At 63.9% G+C, this 19,408-nt stretch carries 20 protein-coding genes; 5 read left to right on the top strand and 15 right to left on the bottom strand.

All coding sequences use genetic code 11. From position 1 onward, the window contains the following. Nucleotides 1–70 precede the first annotated feature (70 nt). From BMI89_RS03945 to BMI89_RS03925, 5 genes are all read right to left on the bottom strand, one after another. Nucleotides 71–580 (bottom strand): CarD family transcriptional regulator, encoded by a 510-nt coding sequence (locus BMI89_RS03945; protein WP_075774088.1) that lies wholly within the window; start codon nucleotides 578–580, stop codon nucleotides 71–73. 320 nt (nucleotides 581–900) lie between these two features. After that, complete coding sequence (gene fdxA, locus BMI89_RS03940) at nucleotides 901–1,239, bottom strand: ferredoxin FdxA (protein ID WP_078520521.1); 339 nt, start codon at nucleotides 1,237–1,239, stop codon at nucleotides 901–903. 101 nt (nucleotides 1,240–1,340) lie between these two features. Then, the gene (locus tag BMI89_RS03935) at nucleotides 1,341–1,631 is read right to left on the bottom strand and encodes an RNA-binding S4 domain-containing protein (protein ID WP_078569913.1); all 291 of its coding nucleotides are present in this window, start codon (nucleotides 1,629–1,631) and stop codon (nucleotides 1,341–1,343) included. A gap of 9 nt (nucleotides 1,632–1,640) precedes the next feature. Continuing rightward, on the bottom strand, nucleotides 1,641–4,472 hold the full coding sequence (locus BMI89_RS03930; RefSeq protein ID WP_078569912.1) for a helicase-related protein: 2,832 nt from the start codon (nucleotides 4,470–4,472) through the stop codon (nucleotides 1,641–1,643). A 19-nt stretch (nucleotides 4,473–4,491) separates the two neighbouring features. Then, nucleotides 4,492–4,995 (bottom strand): tetratricopeptide repeat protein, encoded by a 504-nt coding sequence (locus BMI89_RS03925; RefSeq protein ID WP_246831963.1) that lies wholly within the window; start codon nucleotides 4,993–4,995, stop codon nucleotides 4,492–4,494. Between the two features lie 134 nt (nucleotides 4,996–5,129). On the opposite strand from BMI89_RS03925, the gene BMI89_RS03920 reads away from it, so the two are divergent. Together BMI89_RS03920 and BMI89_RS03915 are read left to right on the top strand one after the other, a co-directional pair. After that, complete coding sequence (locus BMI89_RS03920; protein WP_078542112.1) at nucleotides 5,130–5,417, top strand: SCP2 sterol-binding domain-containing protein; 288 nt, start codon at nucleotides 5,130–5,132, stop codon at nucleotides 5,415–5,417. Further along, nucleotides 5,417–6,400: an alpha/beta hydrolase gene (locus BMI89_RS03915; protein WP_078569910.1), complete on the top strand. Its 984-nt coding sequence runs from the start codon at nucleotides 5,417–5,419 to the stop codon at nucleotides 6,398–6,400. The genes BMI89_RS03920 and BMI89_RS03915 overlap by 1 nt, the downstream gene beginning before the upstream one ends. Here BMI89_RS03915 and BMI89_RS03910 read toward each other — a convergent pair. Genes BMI89_RS03910 through BMI89_RS03895 form a run of 4 tightly spaced genes read right to left on the bottom strand, consistent with a single transcriptional unit; the run spans nucleotide 6,381 to nucleotide 10,327 of the window. Beyond that, a complete protein-coding gene (locus BMI89_RS03910) occupies nucleotides 6,381–7,106 on the bottom strand; it encodes a peptidase (protein ID WP_078548680.1) in 726 nt (241 codons plus the stop codon). The genes BMI89_RS03915 and BMI89_RS03910 overlap by 20 nt on opposite strands. A 32-nt stretch (nucleotides 7,107–7,138) precedes the next feature. Next, nucleotides 7,139–7,951 carry a transglutaminase family protein gene (locus tag BMI89_RS03905; RefSeq protein WP_078569909.1) on the bottom strand — a complete coding sequence of 271 codons (813 nt, stop codon included), beginning with the start codon at nucleotides 7,949–7,951 and terminating at the stop codon, nucleotides 7,139–7,141. Continuing rightward, entirely contained in the window at nucleotides 7,948–8,910 is a 963-nt protein-coding gene (locus BMI89_RS03900; protein WP_078520529.1) for an alpha-E domain-containing protein, read from the bottom strand. Before BMI89_RS03900 ends, BMI89_RS03905 begins: the two co-directional genes overlap by 4 nt. Before the next feature lie 4 nt (nucleotides 8,911–8,914). After that, a complete protein-coding gene (locus tag BMI89_RS03895) occupies nucleotides 8,915–10,327 on the bottom strand; it encodes a circularly permuted type 2 ATP-grasp protein (RefSeq protein ID WP_078569908.1) in 1,413 nt (470 codons plus the stop codon). A 218-nt stretch (nucleotides 10,328–10,545) separates the two neighbouring features. Here BMI89_RS03895 and BMI89_RS03890 point away from each other — a divergent pair, with 218 nt between their 5' ends. Then, nucleotides 10,546–12,363: a M3 family oligoendopeptidase gene (locus BMI89_RS03890; protein WP_078569907.1), complete on the top strand. Its 1,818-nt coding sequence runs from the start codon at nucleotides 10,546–10,548 to the stop codon at nucleotides 12,361–12,363. 125 nt (nucleotides 12,364–12,488) lie between these two features. Here BMI89_RS03890 and BMI89_RS03885 read toward each other — a convergent pair whose 3' ends face one another. The 5 genes from BMI89_RS03885 to lgt all read right to left on the bottom strand — a co-directional run bounded on the left by BMI89_RS03885 (nucleotide 12,489) and on the right by lgt (nucleotide 16,709). After that, nucleotides 12,489–13,163, bottom strand: a complete 675-nt coding sequence (locus BMI89_RS03885; protein ID WP_168174748.1) for a Hint domain-containing protein — start codon at nucleotides 13,161–13,163, stop codon at nucleotides 12,489–12,491. Between the two features lie 439 nt (nucleotides 13,164–13,602). Then, nucleotides 13,603–13,758, bottom strand: coding sequence for a hypothetical protein (locus tag BMI89_RS20815; RefSeq protein ID WP_168176768.1), 156 nt, complete (start codon nucleotides 13,756–13,758; stop codon nucleotides 13,603–13,605). 188 nt (nucleotides 13,759–13,946) lie between these two features. Beyond that, nucleotides 13,947–14,699 carry a peptidoglycan editing factor PgeF gene (gene pgeF, locus BMI89_RS03880; RefSeq protein ID WP_078520602.1) on the bottom strand — a complete coding sequence of 251 codons (753 nt, stop codon included), beginning with the start codon at nucleotides 14,697–14,699 and terminating at the stop codon, nucleotides 13,947–13,949. 25 nt (nucleotides 14,700–14,724) lie between these two features. Continuing rightward, nucleotides 14,725–15,807: an SAM-dependent methyltransferase gene (locus tag BMI89_RS03875; protein ID WP_078569905.1), complete on the bottom strand. Its 1,083-nt coding sequence runs from the start codon at nucleotides 15,805–15,807 to the stop codon at nucleotides 14,725–14,727. Further along, nucleotides 15,804–16,709: a prolipoprotein diacylglyceryl transferase gene (lgt, locus tag BMI89_RS03870; RefSeq protein WP_078569904.1), complete on the bottom strand. Its 906-nt coding sequence runs from the start codon at nucleotides 16,707–16,709 to the stop codon at nucleotides 15,804–15,806. Before lgt ends, BMI89_RS03875 begins: the two co-directional genes overlap by 4 nt. A 123-nt stretch (nucleotides 16,710–16,832) precedes the next feature. On the opposite strand from lgt, the gene BMI89_RS03865 reads away from it, so the two are divergent. Beyond that, on the top strand, nucleotides 16,833–17,081 hold the full coding sequence (locus BMI89_RS03865) for an accessory factor UbiK family protein (RefSeq protein WP_078520603.1): 249 nt from the start codon (nucleotides 16,833–16,835) through the stop codon (nucleotides 17,079–17,081). A 381-nt stretch (nucleotides 17,082–17,462) separates the two neighbouring features. On the opposite strand, the gene BMI89_RS03860 is transcribed toward BMI89_RS03865, so the two are convergent. Further along, the gene (locus tag BMI89_RS03860) at nucleotides 17,463–18,473 is read right to left on the bottom strand and encodes a PhoH family protein (protein ID WP_078548700.1); all 1,011 of its coding nucleotides are present in this window, start codon (nucleotides 18,471–18,473) and stop codon (nucleotides 17,463–17,465) included. 511 nt (nucleotides 18,474–18,984) lie between these two features. Between BMI89_RS03860 and BMI89_RS03855 the strand changes: the two genes are divergently transcribed. After that, nucleotides 18,985–19,353, top strand: a complete 369-nt coding sequence (locus BMI89_RS03855) for a hypothetical protein (protein ID WP_078542121.1) — start codon at nucleotides 18,985–18,987, stop codon at nucleotides 19,351–19,353. The last annotated feature ends 55 nt before the right edge of the window (nucleotides 19,354–19,408 follow it).

Below are 19,408 nucleotides of genomic sequence, written 5' to 3'. Positions count from 1 at the left end.
CTGCCCTGCGCATATGAAAAAACGCGAGGCTCGCAAGCCTCGCGTTGGAAAAGTTCCGCTAGTGTCGGGATCAGGCGGCGCGGCCGACCAGAACCTCGTCGACGGTTTTCGCGGCACGCTCTTCGTCGGTGCCCGAAACGGCGGCGACTTCGCGGGTCAGGCGCTCGAGTGCAGCTTCATAGAGCTGACGCTCCGAGTAGGACTGCTCGCGCTGATCGTCGCTGCGGTGCAGGTCGCGCACCACTTCAGCGATCGCGAGCAGATCGCCCGAGTTGATCTTCTGTTCGTATTCCTGCGCGCGGCGCGACCACATCGCCCGCTTGACCTTCGCCTTGCCCTTGAGGGTCTCAAGCGCTTTGGTCACCATGTCAGGCGAGGAGAGGCTGCGCATCCCGACTTCGGTCGCCTTGTGCGTCGGCACACGCAGGGTCATCTTGTCCTTCTCGAAGGAGATCACGAAAAGCTCGAGCTTGAGCCCGGCGATTTCCTGTTCTTCGATGGACATGATTTTCCCCACGCCATGCGCCGGGTAGACGACGAAATCATTGGGGCGGAATTCGGTCTTCTTGGTCTTGGTCATGCGGTTCGTTTCCTTGCAGCCGGTCACGAACCCCGGTATCCAGCGAGCATACGACGCCCACGGGGCTGAATAGCTCCGCGTTCGTCAGTCAGTCACGAGATCTCTTTTGCGGGCGAGCAGGCGACGCAAAAGGTGGGGTCGAACTCATTTTGTAACAGTAATATAGCAAAAAACGCGTGCATTTCAAAGCGCATTACTGTCGCGCATGTGTAATATCACACGATTTCAGTGGGTTATACGGCGCATTTTGACACTTTGCCGCAGCGTAAACCGCCCCAATTCGCTCAGAATCGGGCAAATTGGTCAGAATCACCGACCCGTCAGTCGCCTTCGCCGGGCGCCTCGGAGAAATACTTCTCGAGCTTGCCACTCTCGCCGTCATGTTTCTCGGCATCCGGCATCGGATCTTTCTTCTGGGTGATCACCGGCCAGAGTTCGGAATATTTCCGGTTGAGTTCGACCCAGGATTCCATTCCCGGCTCGGTATCCGGACGGATCGCATCGGCGGGGCATTCCGGCTCGCAGACGCCGCAATCGATGCATTCGTCAGGATGGATCACCAACGTGTTCTCCCCCTCGTAGAAGCAATCCACCGGGCAGACCTCGACGCAGTCGGTATATTTGCAGTTGATGCAGTTATCGATGACGACGTAGGTCATTGGTGAAACCCCGATTGAACAGCTTCCTGACCCGTCCTAGCGGGGGATGCCCCCTCTTTCAAGAGAGAGCCCGAGCTTTTCGCTGCGGCATTCCGCACAGCTTAGCCTTCCGGTTCGAGCAATGCGTAAAGCGTCTGCGCCTCGACCGCCGGACCGCGCCGGGTGCCGCAGTCCAGCACCCGCAAAACGCAGATCCGCGCGTCCTGCCCTTTGCCAAGTCTGAGCGTCAGCACATCGCCCGGCCCGATCGCTCGGCCGGGTTTGTCGATGCGCTGACCGTTGACTCGCGTCTTGCCACCCTGCACCAGCTCCTGCGCGAGGCCGCGGGTCTTACAGAACCGCGCCTGCCAGAGCCATTTGTCGATGCGGATGCGCTCGGGCGCGTCAGCCATGGCGAGTCGTTACTTCTTGTCCTTGAGGGCAGCCAGAACCGCGAAGGGGTTGTCCGGATCGACCGGCTTGTCCTTCTTCGGCGGACGGGCCTCGAAGTTGCGCGCGCCTTGCGGCTTGCCACCCTTCTTGCCCTTGTGACCGTCGCGCTTGCCATGCGGCTTGCCGCCGCCCTTGCGCTCGCCACGTTCGCCACCGGGCTTGCCGCCCTGCCCCTGTTCGCGGCGCGGCGGACGGTTGCCACGCGGACGCGGCGCCCAGGTGAAGGTGTAGAACACCTCGACCTCGTCGCTGGCCACGTCACCGGCTGCCACCATGTCGCCGCCGGCCTCGGCCGCAGCCTCCGCCTCGGGATGGGTCTCGGCAGGCTGCTCGCCGCCGCCAGCCTCGGCTTTCGCCTCGTCGGCCTGCTCGGCCTTGAGCGCCTCGGCACCGGCTTGCTCTTCGGCCTTCTCGAGATCGGCGGCTTTCACCTTCGCGCGCTCGCCTTTCTCGGCCTTGTAGCCCATGCCGCCCATCAGATCGGCGAACTGGTCCAGCGTCATGCCGGTGATCGAGAGCATGTCCGGATTGGCTTCGAACCCGCCGCGGCTGTCCTGCGTGCGCAGAAGATCCGCGAGACGTTCGAGCATGTCGATGCGGATCGCCCGCGCGCCCGAGGGACGGTAGCCCGACAGGCGGTAGGTCTCGGCATCGAACGCGTCGATATTCGGGATCGTCACGAGGCCCGGAGGCGGGCTTTCGGGGAATTCATCCGCGCCCGACCACAGCGAGGCCAGCACGAGGCGCAGCCGCGTCGGCGCGGGCTTGAGAAGCGCGGGCATGAAGATCGTGTACTGGCCGAAGCGCACACCGTGCTTGCGCAGGCTGCCGCGCGCGTCCTGATCGAGATCCTTCACCTCGGCGGCGACCTGCTCGCGCGGGATGATGCCCAGCGATTCCACCATGCGGAACGCGAAGCCACGGGCGAGACCCGTCAGTTCTTCGTCACGGCTCATCGCCAGAAGCGGCTCGAACAGGGCTGCGACCTTGCGGTCGATGAAATGCTGCAGACGGCGCGTGACCTTCTCAGCCACATCCGCGCCCGCCTCGTCATCGACGAAAGCCTGCACGGTCGGCTTCAGCAGATCGGGCCCCTTCACCAGCTTGCCGACAGCGGTATCGCCCCACATCAGGCCGCCCTGCTCGGTGAAATCCATCTCCGTATCGGGGGCGTTGTAGAAGCGGTCCGCGCGCAGGCTGAACTCGGGCGCAAGCGCCTCGTAGGCCGCGCGGGCAAGCATCTTCGCCTCGTCGGGCGAGCCGGTCTCGTCCTGCTTGAACCGGAATCCTTCCAAACGGCCCGCGAATTCGCCTTCAACCGTCACTTCGCCCTTGTCGTTCACCTCGGCCACGAGGGTCTCCTTCTGCTTGAGCCGGCGCATCAACACAGAGGTGCGCCGGTCCACAAATCTTTGCGTCAGCGCGCCATGCAGCGCGTCCGACAGGCGGTCTTCTACAGCGCGGGTCGCCTCGCGCCAATGGCTTTCATCATCGACCCACCCTTTGCGTTGCGCAACATAGGTCCATGTGCGGATGAAGGCGAGACGACGCGAGAGCGTGTCGATATCGCCGCCCGTCCTGTCGATACGCTCGATCTGACGTGCAAGCCAGTCCGAGGGCACGCCCTTGCCCGATTGCAGGAACTCGAAGATGCGCGCCAGAAGCGTTGCATGTTCGGCCTCGGAAATCGAACGAAAATCGGGGATTCGGCAGACATCCCAGAGGAGTTGCACATCCTTTGGGCTGGTGATGCGGTCGCGGATCGCCGGATCGTCAGCCAGCACCTTCAGCGCGCGCGCATCGTCGGCCTCGCGCCCCTTGGTGAGCCATTCGCCCTCAGGCCGCGCGTCGAGCGACTGGATCAGCCGGTCCACGGTGCCGAATTCGAGCCGACCGTTACGCCATTGCAGCCGTTGCAGCGGCGCGAAACGGTGGTTCTCGACAGCTTCGATCACCTCGGGCTGCAGCGGGCGCGCCTCGCCCGTCACGCCGAACGTGCCGTCAGTGGTGTGGCGCCCTGCCCGGCCCGCGATCTGTGCCAGCTCATGGGGGAAGAGCGGACGCATCCGCCGCCCATCGAATTTCGACGTGGCCGAAAACGCGACATGGTCGATATCGAGGTTGAGCCCCATCCCGATTGCATCGGTGGCGACAAGATAATCCACGTCGCCATTTTGATACATCTCGACCTGCGCGTTGCGGGTGCGAGGCGAGAGCGCCCCCATCACCACCGCGCAGCCGCCCTTCTGGCGGCGGATCAGTTCCGCGATCGCATAGGTATTCTCGACCGAAAACCCGACGATGGCCGAGCGCGGTTTCATCCGGGAGATTTTCTTCGAGCCGGAATAGGTCAGCTCGGAAAACCGCTCGCGCCGCGTGAACTGCACCTTCGGCACCAAGGCGGCGATCGCCCCCCGCATCGTCTCGGAGCCGAGGAACAGCGTCTCGTGCAGCCCGCGCGCATGCAGCAGCCGGTCGGTGAAGACATGACCGCGCTCGGGATCGCCACACAGCTGGATTTCGTCGATGGCCAGGAAATCCGCACCGATCCCCGTCGGCATCGCCTCGACCGTGCAGACCCAGTATTGCGTGCGCTCGGGCACGATGCGCTCTTCGCCGGTGACCAGCGCCACGACCGAAGGTCCACGCTGCGCGACGATCCGGTCATAGACCTCGCGCGCGAGCAGCCGCAGCGGCAGCCCAATGACGCCGGTCCGATGCGCCAGCATCCTCTCGATTGCGTAATGGGTTTTGCCGGTATTGGTCGGCCCCAGAACGGCCGTGATCCGCCCGCCTTGCATCGCAGCTCCGTTCCGGCCCTTAGAGAGCCGTGCCCTGATGCGCCTCGTCGAGGCGCGCAATGGCGTCTTTCACATCCTGTTGATGCGGATTCAAGGCAAAAGACTTCTGATAGGCCTCAAGCGCACGCTTGTTGTCCCCCATCTCTTCGAGGATCGCGCCCAGCCCGGCAAGCGCGCCCCAGTGACGCGGCTCCAGCTTCAGGGTGTGCGCGATATCCACGGCCGAGGGCCCGTATAGCCCGGCCATGAAATAGGCCGTGGCCCGGCCGTTCCAGCCAGCGGCAAAATCGGGGGCATGATCGGTCAGCGCCGTGAAATGCTCGATCGCGGCCTCGGTGTCGCCCGCGTCCAGTGCGTCCTCGCCGCGCTTGAACAGCAAATCCATCGCCGCAGACCCCGAGCGCGACCACGCCCTGCGGATGTCCGCCTCGGCCCGCGACCAGCCCGGATCGTTCGGATCGGCCAACTCTTTGAAATACGGCTCGAGCCCCGCGGTTTCGGCGCTGGCGGGGAATGCCGCCATTGTTCCCAGCATCGCCGAAAAGCAAAATGCCGTGACGACACATTTGTATCTGTCAAATCGCTGCCACATAAATCATGACTGTAATGCAATTGCCGGAGAATGCGAGAGCCCGGCCATCAAAATTGGAGGACGCGATGAGCGAGGTTATCGACAAGGCCGTTGAGGCGCTGCGGGCAAAACTGCCCGATGGGTTTTCTTCGACTGCAAAATTCGTGATCGAGGACGAAGGCTCGATCATCGCCGACGAGAACGGCGTGCGCGAAGGCGACGACGACGCAGAAGTGGTTCTGACCGCCGACCGCGAAACTTTCGAAGGCATGCTCAACGGCGACGTGAACCCCACCGCGGCCTTCATGTCCGGCAAGCTTTCGGTCGACGGCTCGATGGGCCTCGCCATGCAGCTGGGTGCGGCGCTCGCCTGATGGAACGCGCACCGCTTTTCGAAGAGATCGCGCGCGGCCCCGAGGGGGGCGCGGCCTACTGGCTGACGGCGGAAGATGGTGTGCGGATACGTTTCGCACACTGGCCAGCCCCGCCCCAACCACGCGGAACGGTCTTTTTGGGATGCGGACGCACCGAATATGTCGAGAAATACGGCCCTGCGGCCGCGGAATTCGCGGCCCGGGGCTATGCCATGCTCGCCATCGACTGGCGCGGGCAAGGCTTGGCCGACCGGCTTTTGCCTGACGCGCCCGAAAAGGGCCATGTCGGCGGCTTGCAGGATTACCAGTGGGATCTGCACGCGGTGATCGCCGCCGCGGACGAGCTGGACCTGCCGCAACCCTATTACATCGTGGGTCACTCGATGGGCGGCGCGATCGCGCTGCGCGCGGTGATGCACGAACACCATCGCTTCAACGCGGTCGCCTTCTCTGCGCCGATGTGGGGGATCGCCACCTCGGCCCTGCTGCACCCGTTCCGGATCGTGCTGGCGAACCTGCTGGGCGAAGGTTTCCTTGCGAACAACTATCCGCCCGGCATGAACGGCACCACCTATGTCTACCGAGACAGTTTCGAGGCGAACCGCCTGACCCGCGACCCCGAGATGTGGGCCTGGCTGGTCGAGCAGGCCGCGAAACATCCCGAACTGACGCTGGCCGGCCCGACGATCCACTGGGTTGCCGAGAGTCTGCTAGAATGCGAGGCGCTGGCGGCGCTGCCTTCCCCCGACCTGCCCTGCTATTGCGGCCTGGGCGGCGTGGAGAAGATCGTGCACACGCCCGCGGTCCATGAGCGGATGGGACGCTGGCCGAAGGGCAAGCTGGACGTGATCCCCGGCGCCGAGCACGAATTGATGATGGAAGTCCCCGCGACGCGGAAACGCTTCTACGACGGCTGCGCCGCGCTGTTCGACGCAGCGGGCGGGCTGGAAGCCCGCGAACCGGTCAAAGCTGAATCTGCGTAAAGCTGTCGCGCAGCGCGTTCGACCAGGCTTCCGACATTTCCGCGAAATCGCTGTCGCCCGCCTCGATGCGGCGCTGACTGGAAATTCGGCAATCGTCCTTCTTGATCACCGCCAGATCGAGCGGCATCCCCACCGAGAGATTCGAGCGCAGCGTCGAATCCATCGACAGAAGCACCGCCTTCTGAGCGTCGATCAGGTTGGTCTCGGGGCGCACCACGCGATCAAGGATCGGCTTGCCGTATTTATGCTCGCCGATCTGCAGGAAGGGCGTGTCCTCGGTCGCCTCGATGAAGTTGCCTTCCGGGTAGATCAGGAACATCCGCATCTCGCCGCCCGCGCGCTGGCCCGCGACGATCATCGAGGCCGAGGTCGAGACCCGCTCGGCGTCCATCCGGCTCGTGATGTCCTTGCGCACACCCGCCATCGTGTTGCCGATAATCTCGGCCACTTTCAGCATCGTCGGCGCTTCCATGATCGAGCTGTCGCCCGTCGCGTCGCTCGCATCAGCCGCTTCGCGCAACCGCGCCAGCGTCGTTTGCGTCACCGAGAGCGAGCCCGCGGTCATGATCGCGATGACCCGCTCGCCGGGTTCCTCGAAGGTGAACATCTTGCGATAGGTCGCGATGTTGTCGAGCCCGCCGTTGGTCCGCGTGTCCGACAGCAGCACCATCCCCTCGTTCAGCAAGAGGCCTACGCAATAGGTCATGTTCGTTCCCTGATCCCTGACAAGCGCGCAATCTATTGCTGGACTTGGTCCAAGGCAACTGTGACGTGCAGTCGCTCCTCACCCGAGCCTTGGGTAATGCCACGGATCGGCGCGGCTTCGCGCGCATCGAGACCGGAGCCGAGGCGGATGTAGCGCTCATCGGGGCAACATTTGTTCGCCGGGTCGAACCCGATCCAGCCGATCCCTGCGACCCAGATCTCGCCCCAGGCATGCGCGGCCTCGTGCGGCGTGCCGTCATCGGTCGCGAACAGGTAGCCCGAGACATAGCGCGCGGGCAGATCGACACAGCGGGCGACGGCGACCAGCGCGTGGGCGTGGTCCTGACAGACCCCCTCCCCCTGCGCCAGCGCCTCGGCGGCGGTGGTGTGGGAATGGGTGGCCCCCGGCTTGTACTCGATCGCCTCGGAGATCGCAGCGCTCAGACGATGCGCCCGGTTGAGATCTTCCGTGGCCCCTGCAACGGCCTCTTCCGCCAGCGCCGCCAGACTGTCGTCGATCCAGGTCGCGACGGTCTCGCGCAGGTAGGCCATCGGATGCACCAGCTCGCGATGGCCGCGCAGCACGCCCGAGGTATCGAAGGTCTCGACCTGCCCCTTCACGGTGATCGCGACCTCGTCGACCGGCGGACGGATCGACCAGCCCTCGATGCGGTCGCCCGCGCCGTCGCGGAACGACCCACCCCGGAGACCGCCTTCGACCGAGACGTCCCATTCGATCACACGCTGGCCCTCGAAGCGCGAGGGGAACATGCGCAAAGATTGCACCGCAGCGCCCATCGGCGCGTCATAATCATAGGTGGTGACATGGTTGACGGTGAGGATCATCGCGCATCTCCCGACAGGTAGGTTTGCTGAACGAGCGCGGTAAGCTGCCCGACCTCGCCGATGAAGCGGGTGAGGAACTCATGCAGGCCTTCGTCGATAATTTCGGCGACCTGCGTCTGGTTCAGCTCGGTCATGATCGCCTTGGCGCGCATCTGCGGCAGGCCGGTGCCCGGCTCGACCTCGTAGAAGCTTTCGAGATTGTCGAGATGGTGCATCGCCTTGCGCGTGGCCGAAATCAGCGAGCGCGGGCTGGCCGGATTGAGGATCAGGAAATGCATGATCTTCGATGCCGTCAACTCGCCGCCATAGGCCCAGTGGAAGGCCCGGTAGGATTGCAGCGCGCGCAGCAGTACCTGCCACTGGTAATTGTCGAGCCCCGAGCCCACCATCTCCACCGAAGGCAGAAGCACGAAGTATTTCACGTCGATCAGACGCGCAGTGTTGTCCGCCCGCTCCAGCGCATAGCCGAGATTCATGAAGAAGAACCCGTCATTGCGCAGCATTGTGCCGTCCATCGCGCCGCGTAGCAGCGCCGATTGCCGGGCCACCCATTCGCAGAGCTCGGTAATCTCCCATTCCGAACGCGGCTGACGCTCGATCTGGCGGATTTCCTGAAACGCGGTGTTGAGCGTATCCCAGACCTGACCGGTGATCGCCGTGCGCACGATGCGGGCGTTTTCCCTTGCCCGTTCGATGCAGGACACGACCGAGGACGGGTTGTCGCGATCGAAGAACAGGTAGCTCTCTATATTGCGCTGCACCGGGTCGCCGTATTTCTCGGAGAAGCCGTCGGCGGTACCCGAGGCTTGCAGCAGGCTCTCCCATTCCGAGCGGTAGCCATGCCCGGTCGAGGGCGTCAACGCGATCCGCGCGCCGACCTCCAGAAGCCGTGCCATCGTCTCCGCGCGCTCCATGTAGCGCGCGACCCAGAACAGGTTTTCAGCGGTTCTACTCAGCATCCGATCACTCCGCCAAAACCCAGGTGTCTTTCACGCCCCCGCCCTGCGAGGAGTTCACGACGAGCGACCCCTCGGTCAGCGCGACGCGGGTCAGCCCGCCGGGCACCAGCTCGACCTTCTCGCCGACAAGGCAATAGGGCCGCAGATCGACGTGACGCGGGGCGACGCCCTCTTCCACGAAGGTCGGCGTGGTCGACAGCGCCAGCGTCGGCTGGGCGATGTAGTTCTCGGGGTTGTCCTCGATCTTGTGGCGGAAATTCTCGATCTGCTCCTTGGTCGATTTCGGCCCGACGAGCATCCCGTAACCGCCCGAGCCATGGACCTCTTTCACCACCAGTTCGGAAAGGTTTTCGAGAACGTATTTGCAGTCGTCCTTCTTAGCGCATTGCCAGGTCGGCACGTTTTCCAGAAGCGGCTCTTCGCCCAGATAGAAGCGCACCATTTCCGGCACGAAGGTGTAGATCGCCTTGTCGTCGGCCACGCCCGCCCCCGGTGCCGAGCAGATCGAAACGCCGCCCGAGCGGTAGACATCCATCAGCCCCGGAATGCCCAGCATCGAATCCGGGCGGAAGCAGAGCGGGTCGAGGAATGCGTCGTCGATCCGGCGATAGATCACGTCGAGCTTCTTCGGGCCTTCCGTCGTGCGCATCCAGCAGAAGCCGCCTTCGCAGAACAGATCCGGGCCTTCGACCAGTTCGACGCCCATCAGATCGGCGAGGAAGGAATGCTCGTAATAAGCCGAGTTGAAATGCCCCGGAGTGAGGATCGCGACCGTCGGCTCGCCGTCGCATTTCGCCGGCGCAACCGAGGCCAAGGTGCGGCGCAGCGCGTCCGAATAGCCGTCCACCGGCTCGATCCGGTTCTCGCGGAACAGCTGCGGGAACATCCGCATCATGATCTCGCGATTCTCCAGCATGTAGGAGACGCCCGACGGGGTACGGCAGTTATCTTCGAGGACATAGAACTGATCGGGTTCGGTGCGCACCAGATCGACCCCAACGATATGCGAGTAAATCCCCCGCGGCGGGATAAAGCCCGAAACCGCGCGTTCGTAAGCGTCGTTCTGATAGACCAGCCGCGCCGGGATTCGCCCCGCCCGCACGATCTCGCCACGCCCGTAGACGTCGAGCAGAAAGGCATTCAGCGCCCGGGCGCGCTGCTTGATGCCACGCTCCAGCTTGCGCCATTCGGGTTGGGTAAAGACGCGCGGAAACATGTCGAAGGGAATCAGACGGTCCGGATCGCCGCCCTCGCCATAGACGGCAAAAGTGATGCCGATCCTGCGAAACAGCGCCTCCGCCTCGGCTTGCTTCATCGCGCGCAACTCGGACGGCATTTCGCGCATCCAGCCGTCGAGTCCACTATAGGGCTGACGCACTTGGCCGCCGTCGAACATCTCGTTGAAATACTCTGTCATCGCGCCGGTTAAGTCCCCCTAGTCTTTTATTTATGTCTAGGCCCTGTACCCCGCGAGTAAAAGGCGATGGCCAATGTTATGCAACGCGCCATGCTCGGGGAAAGTTCATTTCATAGCATCTGCTGAAAAATTGTGCAGCACCGAGCGGCCCCGCGCCCTTGTCAGGGCGGCGCCCCTGCCCCTATCTGGAAAGCAACCGATCAGACACGAGGAAACCCATGACGCTCACACCCCGCCGCCCCGTTTTCGATGCGAATTCAAATGCAGGGGCGTTCGGCGATCTGCCCGAATGGGATCTGAGCGATCTCTACCCCGCACCCGACGCGCCGGAACTGACCAAGGACATGGCGTGGCTGGAAAAAGCCTGCGCCGAGTTTGCCGCCGATTACGAAGGCAAGCTGGCCGATCTCGATGCGGCGGGCATGGCAGAGTGCATCAAGCGCTACGAGGAGATCGACGAGAAAGCGGGCCGCGTGATGTCCTATACGGGGCTGCGCTATTACCAGAACACGACTGACCCGGCGCGGGTGAAGCTGCTGTCCGACGCGCAGGACAAGATCACCACCTACACCACGCCGCTCGTCTTCTTCAGCCTCGAATTCAACCGCATCCCGGACGAGACCTACGAGGCCGTCTTCGCCGATTCGAAGGTCGCCCGCTACAAGCCGGTGTTTGACCGGATGCGCGCGATGAAGCCCTATCAGCTCTCCGACGAGCTGGAGAAATTCCTCCACGACCAATCGGTCGTGGGCGCCGCCGCGTGGAACCGCCTCTTCGACGAGACCACCGCCGCGCTGGAATTCGAGGTGCAGGGCGAAAAGCTGAGCCTTGAGGCCACCACCACCCTTCTCTCCGACCACAACCGCGAAAAACGCGAAGCGGCGGCGAAAGAGCTGGCGAATGTGTTCGGCGAGAACATCCGCACCTTCTCGCGCATCCACAATACGCTGGCGAAGGAAAAGGAAATCGAGGATCGCTGGCGCAAGATGCCGACGCCGCAGACCGGCCGCCACCTGTCGAACGACGTGGAGCCGGAAGTCGTGCAGGCGCTGCGCGACGCCGTGGTCGCGGCCTATCCGCGCTTGTCGCATCGCTACTACAAGCTGAAGGCGAAATGGCTCGGCCTCGACAAGCTGCAGGTCTGGGACCGCAACGCGCCGCTGCCCACCGAGGCCCCACGCGACATCATGTGGGACGAGGCGAAGGACACCGTGCTGGACGCCTATTCCGGCTTCGATCCGCGCATGGCCGATATCGCGCAGCCCTTCTTTGACAAAGGCTGGATCGATGCGGGCGTGAAACCGGGCAAAGCGCCGGGCGCCTTCGCGCATCCGACGGTGACGACCGTTCATCCCTACGTGATGCTCAACTACCTCGGCAAACCGCGCGACGTGATGACGCTGGCGCATGAGCTGGGCCACGGCGTCCACCAGGTGCTGGCCGCGAAACAGGGCGAGATGCTGGCCAACACGCCGCTAACGCTGGCCGAGACGGCCTCTGTCTTCGGCGAGATGCTGACCTTCCGCAAGCTGCTGGCTGCCGCGAAAACCAAGGAAGAGCGCAAGACGCTTCTGGCCGGCAAGGTCGAGGACATGATCAACACGGTCGTCCGCCAGATCGCCTTCTACGATTTCGAGTGCAAGCTGCATGCAGCCCGCGCCGAAGGGGAGCTGACGCCCGAGGATATCAACGCGTTGTGGATGTCGGTGCAGGGCGAGAGCCTTGGCCCGGCATTCGAGTTCATGGACGGCTATGAGACCTTCTGGTCCTACATCCCGCACTTCGTCCACTCGCCCTTCTACGTCTATGCCTACGCCTTCGGCGACGGTCTGGTGAACGCGCTCTACGCCGCCTATGAGGCCGCGCCCGAGGGCTTCCAGGACAAGTATTTCGCGATGCTGGAAGCGGGTGGCTCGATGCACCACAAGGAACTGCTCGCGCCCTTCGGCCTCGACGCGTCCGACCCGGCCTTCTGGGACAAGGGCCTGTCGATGATCGAAGGCTTCATCGACGAGCTGGAGGCGATGGAGGAGTAATCCTCCCGCCCCGTTCTGAAAACGAAAAAACGCCGCGCGACGTTCTCAACGCGCGGCGTTTCCGTGACCGGCTCCCCACAAGCACTGTCAACTCCAACCGGAACCTTTACCCCTGAAGGCCCCGATCAGATTAGCATTTCTTCGACCTCGAACCGGGTCAGCCGCGGCGCGGCGAGCGGGCCGAACTCGCGCAGCTTGTCCATCTGCGGAAACAGCGCGAGAAACAGCTCGGCCATCCGCGGGTCAATCATCCGCTCGAAGCCTTCGCCCGGATGGAAACTCTCGACCTCCATGCCGCCAACCTTGAGCGAGCCGTGCTGCTCGAGCACCAGATGATAGGCGGAGACTGGCGAGATCGGCGTGACCTCGATGACGCTCACCCCATCGACGAAGGCCGCGATCGGCGCATAGGCCGCCTCGATGCCCAGACGCCCGCGCAGCCGGGCATCGCGCAGGCAGATCCGCGCATGCGGACCCAGCACCAGATCCTGCGACGGGCGGCCATGTCCGAAGGCTTCGGCGGTCACGCGGATCATCCGCGCGGCTACGTCCTTCGCGGCCGGGAACATCGTCATCGAGCCTTTCCAGGTAATCGTCTCGACGCGCTCATCGGCGGTCAGAACCCGCATCCCGGGCACCAGATCCTCAACCGACACCGGGCCTTCCTCGGTCGCGATCACGGCACCGCGCGCCAAGGCGGAGAATGCCTCTTCGAACAGCGGGATCGCCGGGGCGACGCGGGATGTTTCTTCGATGAAGCCGTTCGCCTCGAGCCACCACGCGGCATAGCGGCGGGTCATCGCAGAGGCGCGCAGGGCGCGTTTCGGCGCATTCGGACTCGCACGCAAAGGGCGCGGCAGAGGCGGTTCGGTTTCGGTGGGACGTAGCGCGGCAGCTGCCGTCCGGTGGGGTAGATTCATGCGATAGGCCTTTCGGTCTTCTCACGGCTGCATCGGCCCCCACCGGTTGCAGAGAGACGCTCACAACATGGCTAAAACGTGCGAGGCCGTCAAATTATTGACGCGATTGTCTCGCGATCGCCGAGCAGTCAGCCCCTGCCCTAACGGCACGTTTCCCGACCGCGCACAAACGGCCACAGTCTCACCACATTCAAAGCGAATCACCCGCCCCCAGAGACACTGGAGACGGGTGATGAAAATGGCCGGGCGTGGCAGCGCCCGGCCAGGTCTCGCATTGCGATCAGCATGACCAATTACGATCGCCGCGCGAGAAGGGAGGTCACTGTGCTGCGCTGACCTGGCGCGGAGCGGACGCCACAGGACGGCCGGTCTGCGAAGGGCGCGCCTTGCGGGCCCAGGGCATCCGCGTGTCGCAGTCGCGAGCGGAGGCCACGGCGGCTTTCATCCAGCGGCGGGTCGGTTGAGTTTTGTTCATGTCTTTGTCCCCTCGTCACGAGATCGTTTTCGATCCGGTTCGGGACTGTTCTGCCCACGCAATGGGGCCAGCATGGGGCGGGAGTTGGATTTTTTCGAGCAAGGAAACGAAGGAATGCGGCAGGGTCGATTGTTTCAGCGACCCTGTCGGCCCCGCGCAGCGCGCAGCGCGCCGCCCGCGCACCCGGATCAGAGCCGGATCGCCGAGAGCAGACGCCCGTAATCGGCCTCGCCCGCATGGGTCGTGCGGCGATAGGAATAGAAGCGCTCGGGTTCCTGATAGGTGCAGCGGCGCATCCATTCCGCCTCGCCGACGCCTGCCTCGCGCAGCCTGTGCAGCGAGAAGCTAGGCAGGTCGAAATGCGGCTTTCCCGAGGGCCCGGGCGAGAAGAACCGGCTGTAGTCCATGTCCTCCATCAGGAACTGCTCCATGAAGTCTTCGCCGACCTCGTAGGAATGGACCGAGATGCACGGCCCGATCACCGCGGTGATGTTCTCGCGATGCGCGCCCAAACGCTCCATCGCGTCGAGCGTGTTCTCCAACACCCCCTCCATCGCGCCGCGCCAGCCTGCATGGGCCGCACCGATAACGCCCGCTTTCGGGTCGGAGAACAGCACCGGCTGGCAATCGGCGGTCAGGATCGAGATCGCGATGCCCGGCACCTTGGTGACAGCGGCATCGGCGCGCGGCGGCGGATCGGTGATCTCCTCGATCACCGCGACATCGGGCGAATGCACCTGATTGACGCCTTGCAGCGCGTTCAGCTCCACGCCCATCGCATCGGCGGCCCGAGCGCGGTTGGTGCGCACCGCCTCGCTTTGATCCGACGAGCCGGGACCGCAGTTGAGCCCTGCGAAAATACCCGAGGAGGCCCCGCCTTTGCGCGTGAAGAACCCGTGCTTCACGGTTCCCAAGGCGGGTGAGGTCAGAATTTCGAGCATCGTCGACATCGCGTTCCTCAATAGCTCAGACGGTCTTCGGATCGAACCCCGGCGGCAGCGGCGCAGCAGGTGCGACGAGGGCCAGAGCTTGGAACAGGTGACCCATTTCCTCGGGGTGGGTCAAGCGGCGATGCGCGGCGATATGGGTCTCGCGCGCGGCCCCCGATAACGCTTCCGCGAGGCGCTGCGCACGTGCCGTGATGCCGAGCCGCTCCAGCAGAACGCCCTGAGCGGTCATGCCCGAGACGGCGGCTCCCGCGTCTTGTGCGGCCTGCGCGAGAGGCTCGAAATCGACATGGGCGGTCAGGTCCGCCTCGCCGGGCTCCGCGAAAGGATCGACGGGTTCATGGCCCTTCAGCGCCTGAAACGTGTCGCCCTTGGAATGCCAGTTGCCATAGTCGATCAGCAGCGCCGCGCCGCCTTGGTTTGCAATCCGCGCCGCTAGCGTCTCGGTGAAGTTCACCGCGGCTGCGCAGGTCTCGACCACATCGCCCGGCACGGTGTCGGCCATGCGCGGCTCCAACGCCTCGAGACGCGACGGCGGCGCGAGGCCGGGCGTCAGATTGCCGTCGTCGGACAGCCCCACCTGCCGCTCGGCCCAGCCGTCGCCGTCCCGCTGGAACTGCCGGATCGGCAACGCGTCGAGAAACTCGTTCGCAACGAAAAAAATCGGCCTCTCGGGCAGGCCGTCGATCGTCTCGTGCCACGTGACGTGATGCGGCGCGAGCGCCTCGCGCTGGATCTCGCGCAAGGTCGGCGAGGCTTCGATCAGATGAACCTGCGCGGCCTCCATCATCCCCGGCACCGCCTTCATCGCGCGCAGCATATCGGCCATCAGCGTGCCACGCCCCGGCCCGGCCTCGGCCAGCACGAAGGGCGCGGGCCGACCCTGATCGAGCCACGCCTGCGCCAGACACAGGCCCAGCATCTCGCCGAACATCTGGGAAATCTCCGGCGCGGTGATGAAATCGCCAGCCCGCCCGAACGGATCGCGGGTCGCGTAATAGCCATGCTCGGGATGCAGCAGGCAGGCGCTCATATAACGGTCGAGCCGCATCGGCCCTTCTGCCGCGATCTGCGCGGCAAGGATGTCGCCCAGCGGGGTCACGAGGCTTTCGGCGCGCGCAACGCGCGGATCACGAAATACAGCCCCACCGCGATCATCGGCAGCGACAGCACCTGCCCCATCGTCAGCCCCCAGCCATCGGTGAAGCGGATCACGTGGCCGTAGGGATTGCCGAGGGTCACGAATTGCGGATCGCCCTGCCGGAACAGCTCGACAAAGGCACGCGCGGCACCATAGCCCATCAGGAACACGCCGAGGCTCAGCCCCGGGCGTTTCAGCGAGCGACCGAACCACACCATGCTCCAGAGGATCAGGCCCAGCAGCAGCCCCTCCAGCCCCGCCTCGTAGAGCTGCGAGGGATGGCGCGCGCAGGCACCGTCCACCTGCCCCGCGATCCCGAGACAGGTCTGCGCCAGTTCACCGGGGAAGATCACGCCCCACGGCACGTCCGTGGGCCGCCCCCAAAGCTCCGGCTTGATGAAATTCGCGATCCGCCCGAGGAACAACCCGATCGGCGCGACCAGCGCCATCGCGTCGGCCAGTTGCAGCTTGGGCACGTTATGGCGGCGCGCGAACCACCACCCCGCGAGCAAGGTACCCAAGAAACCACCGTGGAAGGACATGCCGCCCTGCCAGACCTTCACGATGTCGAGCGGATGGGCCAGATACCACGCGGGCTCATAGAACAGGATGAAGCCAAGCCGCCCGCCCAGCACCACGCCGATGATCACCGCCGTCAGCAGGTCCTCGACCTTGCCGTGCTCCATCGGCGCGCGGTTCTCGGGCCAGAGCGTATCGCGCTTCATCAGCGCCACGATGATCTGCCAGCCCGCGATCAGCCCGGCGATGTAGGCGAGCGCATACCAGCGGATCGGCAGGCCGAGACCGGGGATCGTGATGGCGACCGGATCGAAATCGGGGAAGGGAATGGCGAGAGGCAGCAAGGCGGTCTCCTGTCAGAAATCGCCGCGAGAAAGCCCTGCACGGGCCGGGAAGTCAACCTTGCCAGCGGGACCGTCGCGGCCCATATAGACAGGGAAGCAAAAATTGACCGCAAGGGGATGCCGATGCAGCCGCCCAACAAGATGTTCGACGAAATGTCCAAGCTGATGACCAACGCGATGGGTGTGGCCCAAGGCGCGAAGGACGAGGCCGAGACGGCGATGAAAAGCTGGATGGACCGCTGGCTGGCCGACCGCGACCTCGTCACCCGCGAGGAGTTCGATGCGGTTCGTGCGATGGCACAAAAAGCGCGCGAGGAAAACGAGGCGCTGAAAGCCCGCATCGAGGCGCTCGAAGGCAAGTCCGAGAGCTGAACTCTTCGCGATGGAATTTGAAAACACCCGGTCCGAATGGCCGGGCGTTTTTCGTTGGAGACCCGCTCGGAGCGACCAGCCTCGGGCCGCGCCCGTCCGGCGCTCGGCAAAACCTCGCGCGTTCGTCGGGTCGGCCTTCCACTGGAAGGCCGCTTTGTCCCGCCTCACCCCTCCCCCCGGGAGGGCGCATTGGCGATGTCGTCGCGGGCACGAATGTCGTTCGGGCTTGCGAGATAAAGCGCCAAGCCACCCACGCTACAAAGCGCCCAACCAAGGCTCGGGCGCGTCCCTCTGTCAGACTTCCAGACACATCACCAAAAACCAAAATGCCCGCGCCGAGGCGCGGGCAGATTGAAAGCCCTTCGCTAAAGCCTCGCGGCCTTACTCGCCTTCCGCCTTGTCGTAGGCGTCGATGATCTTCGCGACCATCGGGTGACGCACCACGTCTTTCGCGGTGAAGTAGTTGAAGCTGATCCCCTCGACATGGCCGAGGATACGCTCTGCATCCTGCAGCCCCGAGGGCATCCCGCGCGGCAGGTCCACCTGAGAGCGGTCGCCGGTGATCACCATCCGCGAGCCTTGACCAAGACGGGTCAGGAACATCTTCATCTGCATGGTCGAGGCGTTCTGTGCTTCGTCCAGAACCACGAAGGCGTTCGACAGCGTGCGGCCGCGCATGAAGGCGAGCGGTGCGATCTCGATCCGCTTCTCCTCCAGCAGTTTTGCGAGCTGCTTGGCCGGCAGGAAGTCGTTCAGCGCGTCATAGAGCGGCTGCATATAGGGATCGACCTTGTCCTTCATGTCGCCGGGCAGGAAGCCAAGACGCTCGCCCGCCTCGACGGCCGGACGCGACAGGATGATCTTGTCGACATGACCACCGATCAGCATGGTCACACCCACGGCCACCGCGAGATAGGTCTTGCCGGTGCCCGCAGGCCCGATTCCGAAGGCCAGCTCGTGCTCGAAGAGATGCTTCACATAGGCTTTCTGCGCCTCGGTGCGCGGCTCGACCTGCTTCTTGCGGGTGCGGATCTCGAACTTGCCCGCCTCGAACATTTCGAGCTGCTCGTCGACCGTGGTCCCGGTGCCGCCCAGATCGGCCATGCGCAGCGCCGCATCGACCTCTTCGGCGTCAATCGGCTTGTTCTGTTCAAGGCGTTGATACAGCTGATGCAGCACGGCGGCGGCTTGCGATTGCGCTTCGGGCTCGCCCACCACGGCCAGTTGGTTGCCACGCCGAAGGATGTGAACCTGCAGCTTGTGCTCTATCTGGGCCAGATTGCGGTCGAATTCACCGCAAAGATCGATCAGCAGCCGGTTGTTGGGGAACTCAAGAAGCGTCTCGTGAGCATCCTGAGAGCGAGGCGGGGGTGTGATCGCGCTGAAGCCCAAATACAGAGTCTCCTTAGCTGGTTTGGTAAAGATATGGTGCCTGCCTCGGGGGATTCACGCAAGCACTGGTTTCCCGCCCTCCTAGGCGCGGCAGCAAATTTCATCAAACTGAAACCAAAAAACGCAGGCGCGGTTCCGCTTGGCGGCATTGCCTATTTATTAGGCAAAACTGGTTTCGCAAGGGGATGCGTGACGATATGCTGACCGAGGACGCCACCTCTTCGCCGCGCCGCGTCATGACTCCCGAATCGCTGGCTGTGAAAAAGGACCTTCGGGGCTCAGAAACAAGCTGCAAAAGCCAAAGGCCCCACAACCCTAGCGCGAGCACTGTCGCAACAATCGGAACACCCGCTATCTTTTTTGGCTATTGTTCTCACAAACCCGGCAAATATCGACAATCTCTCGCCAATTTAGGTTTATTCAGGGCAAACTGCACCCTGACGGCGCTCGGGTCGGAGGGATCTTGAGCGCCGCATGTTATTCCGCTGCCCGATCAGGAGAGTCTCGAGAGATGAAGACCATTGCAATCACCGCCGCCGCGTTGCTCACCGGTATGGCGTTCGCTGGCGCCGCACAGGCCGGTACGAGCTGCTACACCGGCCCGGTCGGGCGCGATCACGTCAACAACCAGACCGTCTGCGGACCGACCCGCAAGCAACAGATTCATATCGACTGCTTCCGCGGCCCGTGGCGCGAGACGATCTGGGATCACCCGCAGGGCAGCTTCGTCGATGATCTGGTGGCTTTCGGCTACGATTACGGCGATGCGAACGGCCTCGCGACCCAGATCTGCAAGAACGAGAGCCTCGTGGGCAACCCGGAAGGTCTGCGTAGAGAGCTTCTGAAAGCGATCGCAAACGACCCGCCTGGCCCGAACTGATCGTTCAGGGTATCTAATCAAAAAAGGGCCGCGGATCACGCGGCCCTTTTCATTT

Source organism: Thioclava sp. F36-7 (genome assembly GCF_002020075.1).
Taxonomy (GTDB): Bacteria; Pseudomonadota; Alphaproteobacteria; order Rhodobacterales; family Rhodobacteraceae; genus Thioclava; species Thioclava sediminum.
The sequence above is the reverse complement of the archived record's forward strand: the minus strand, read 5'-3'. Positions and strand labels throughout refer to the sequence as shown.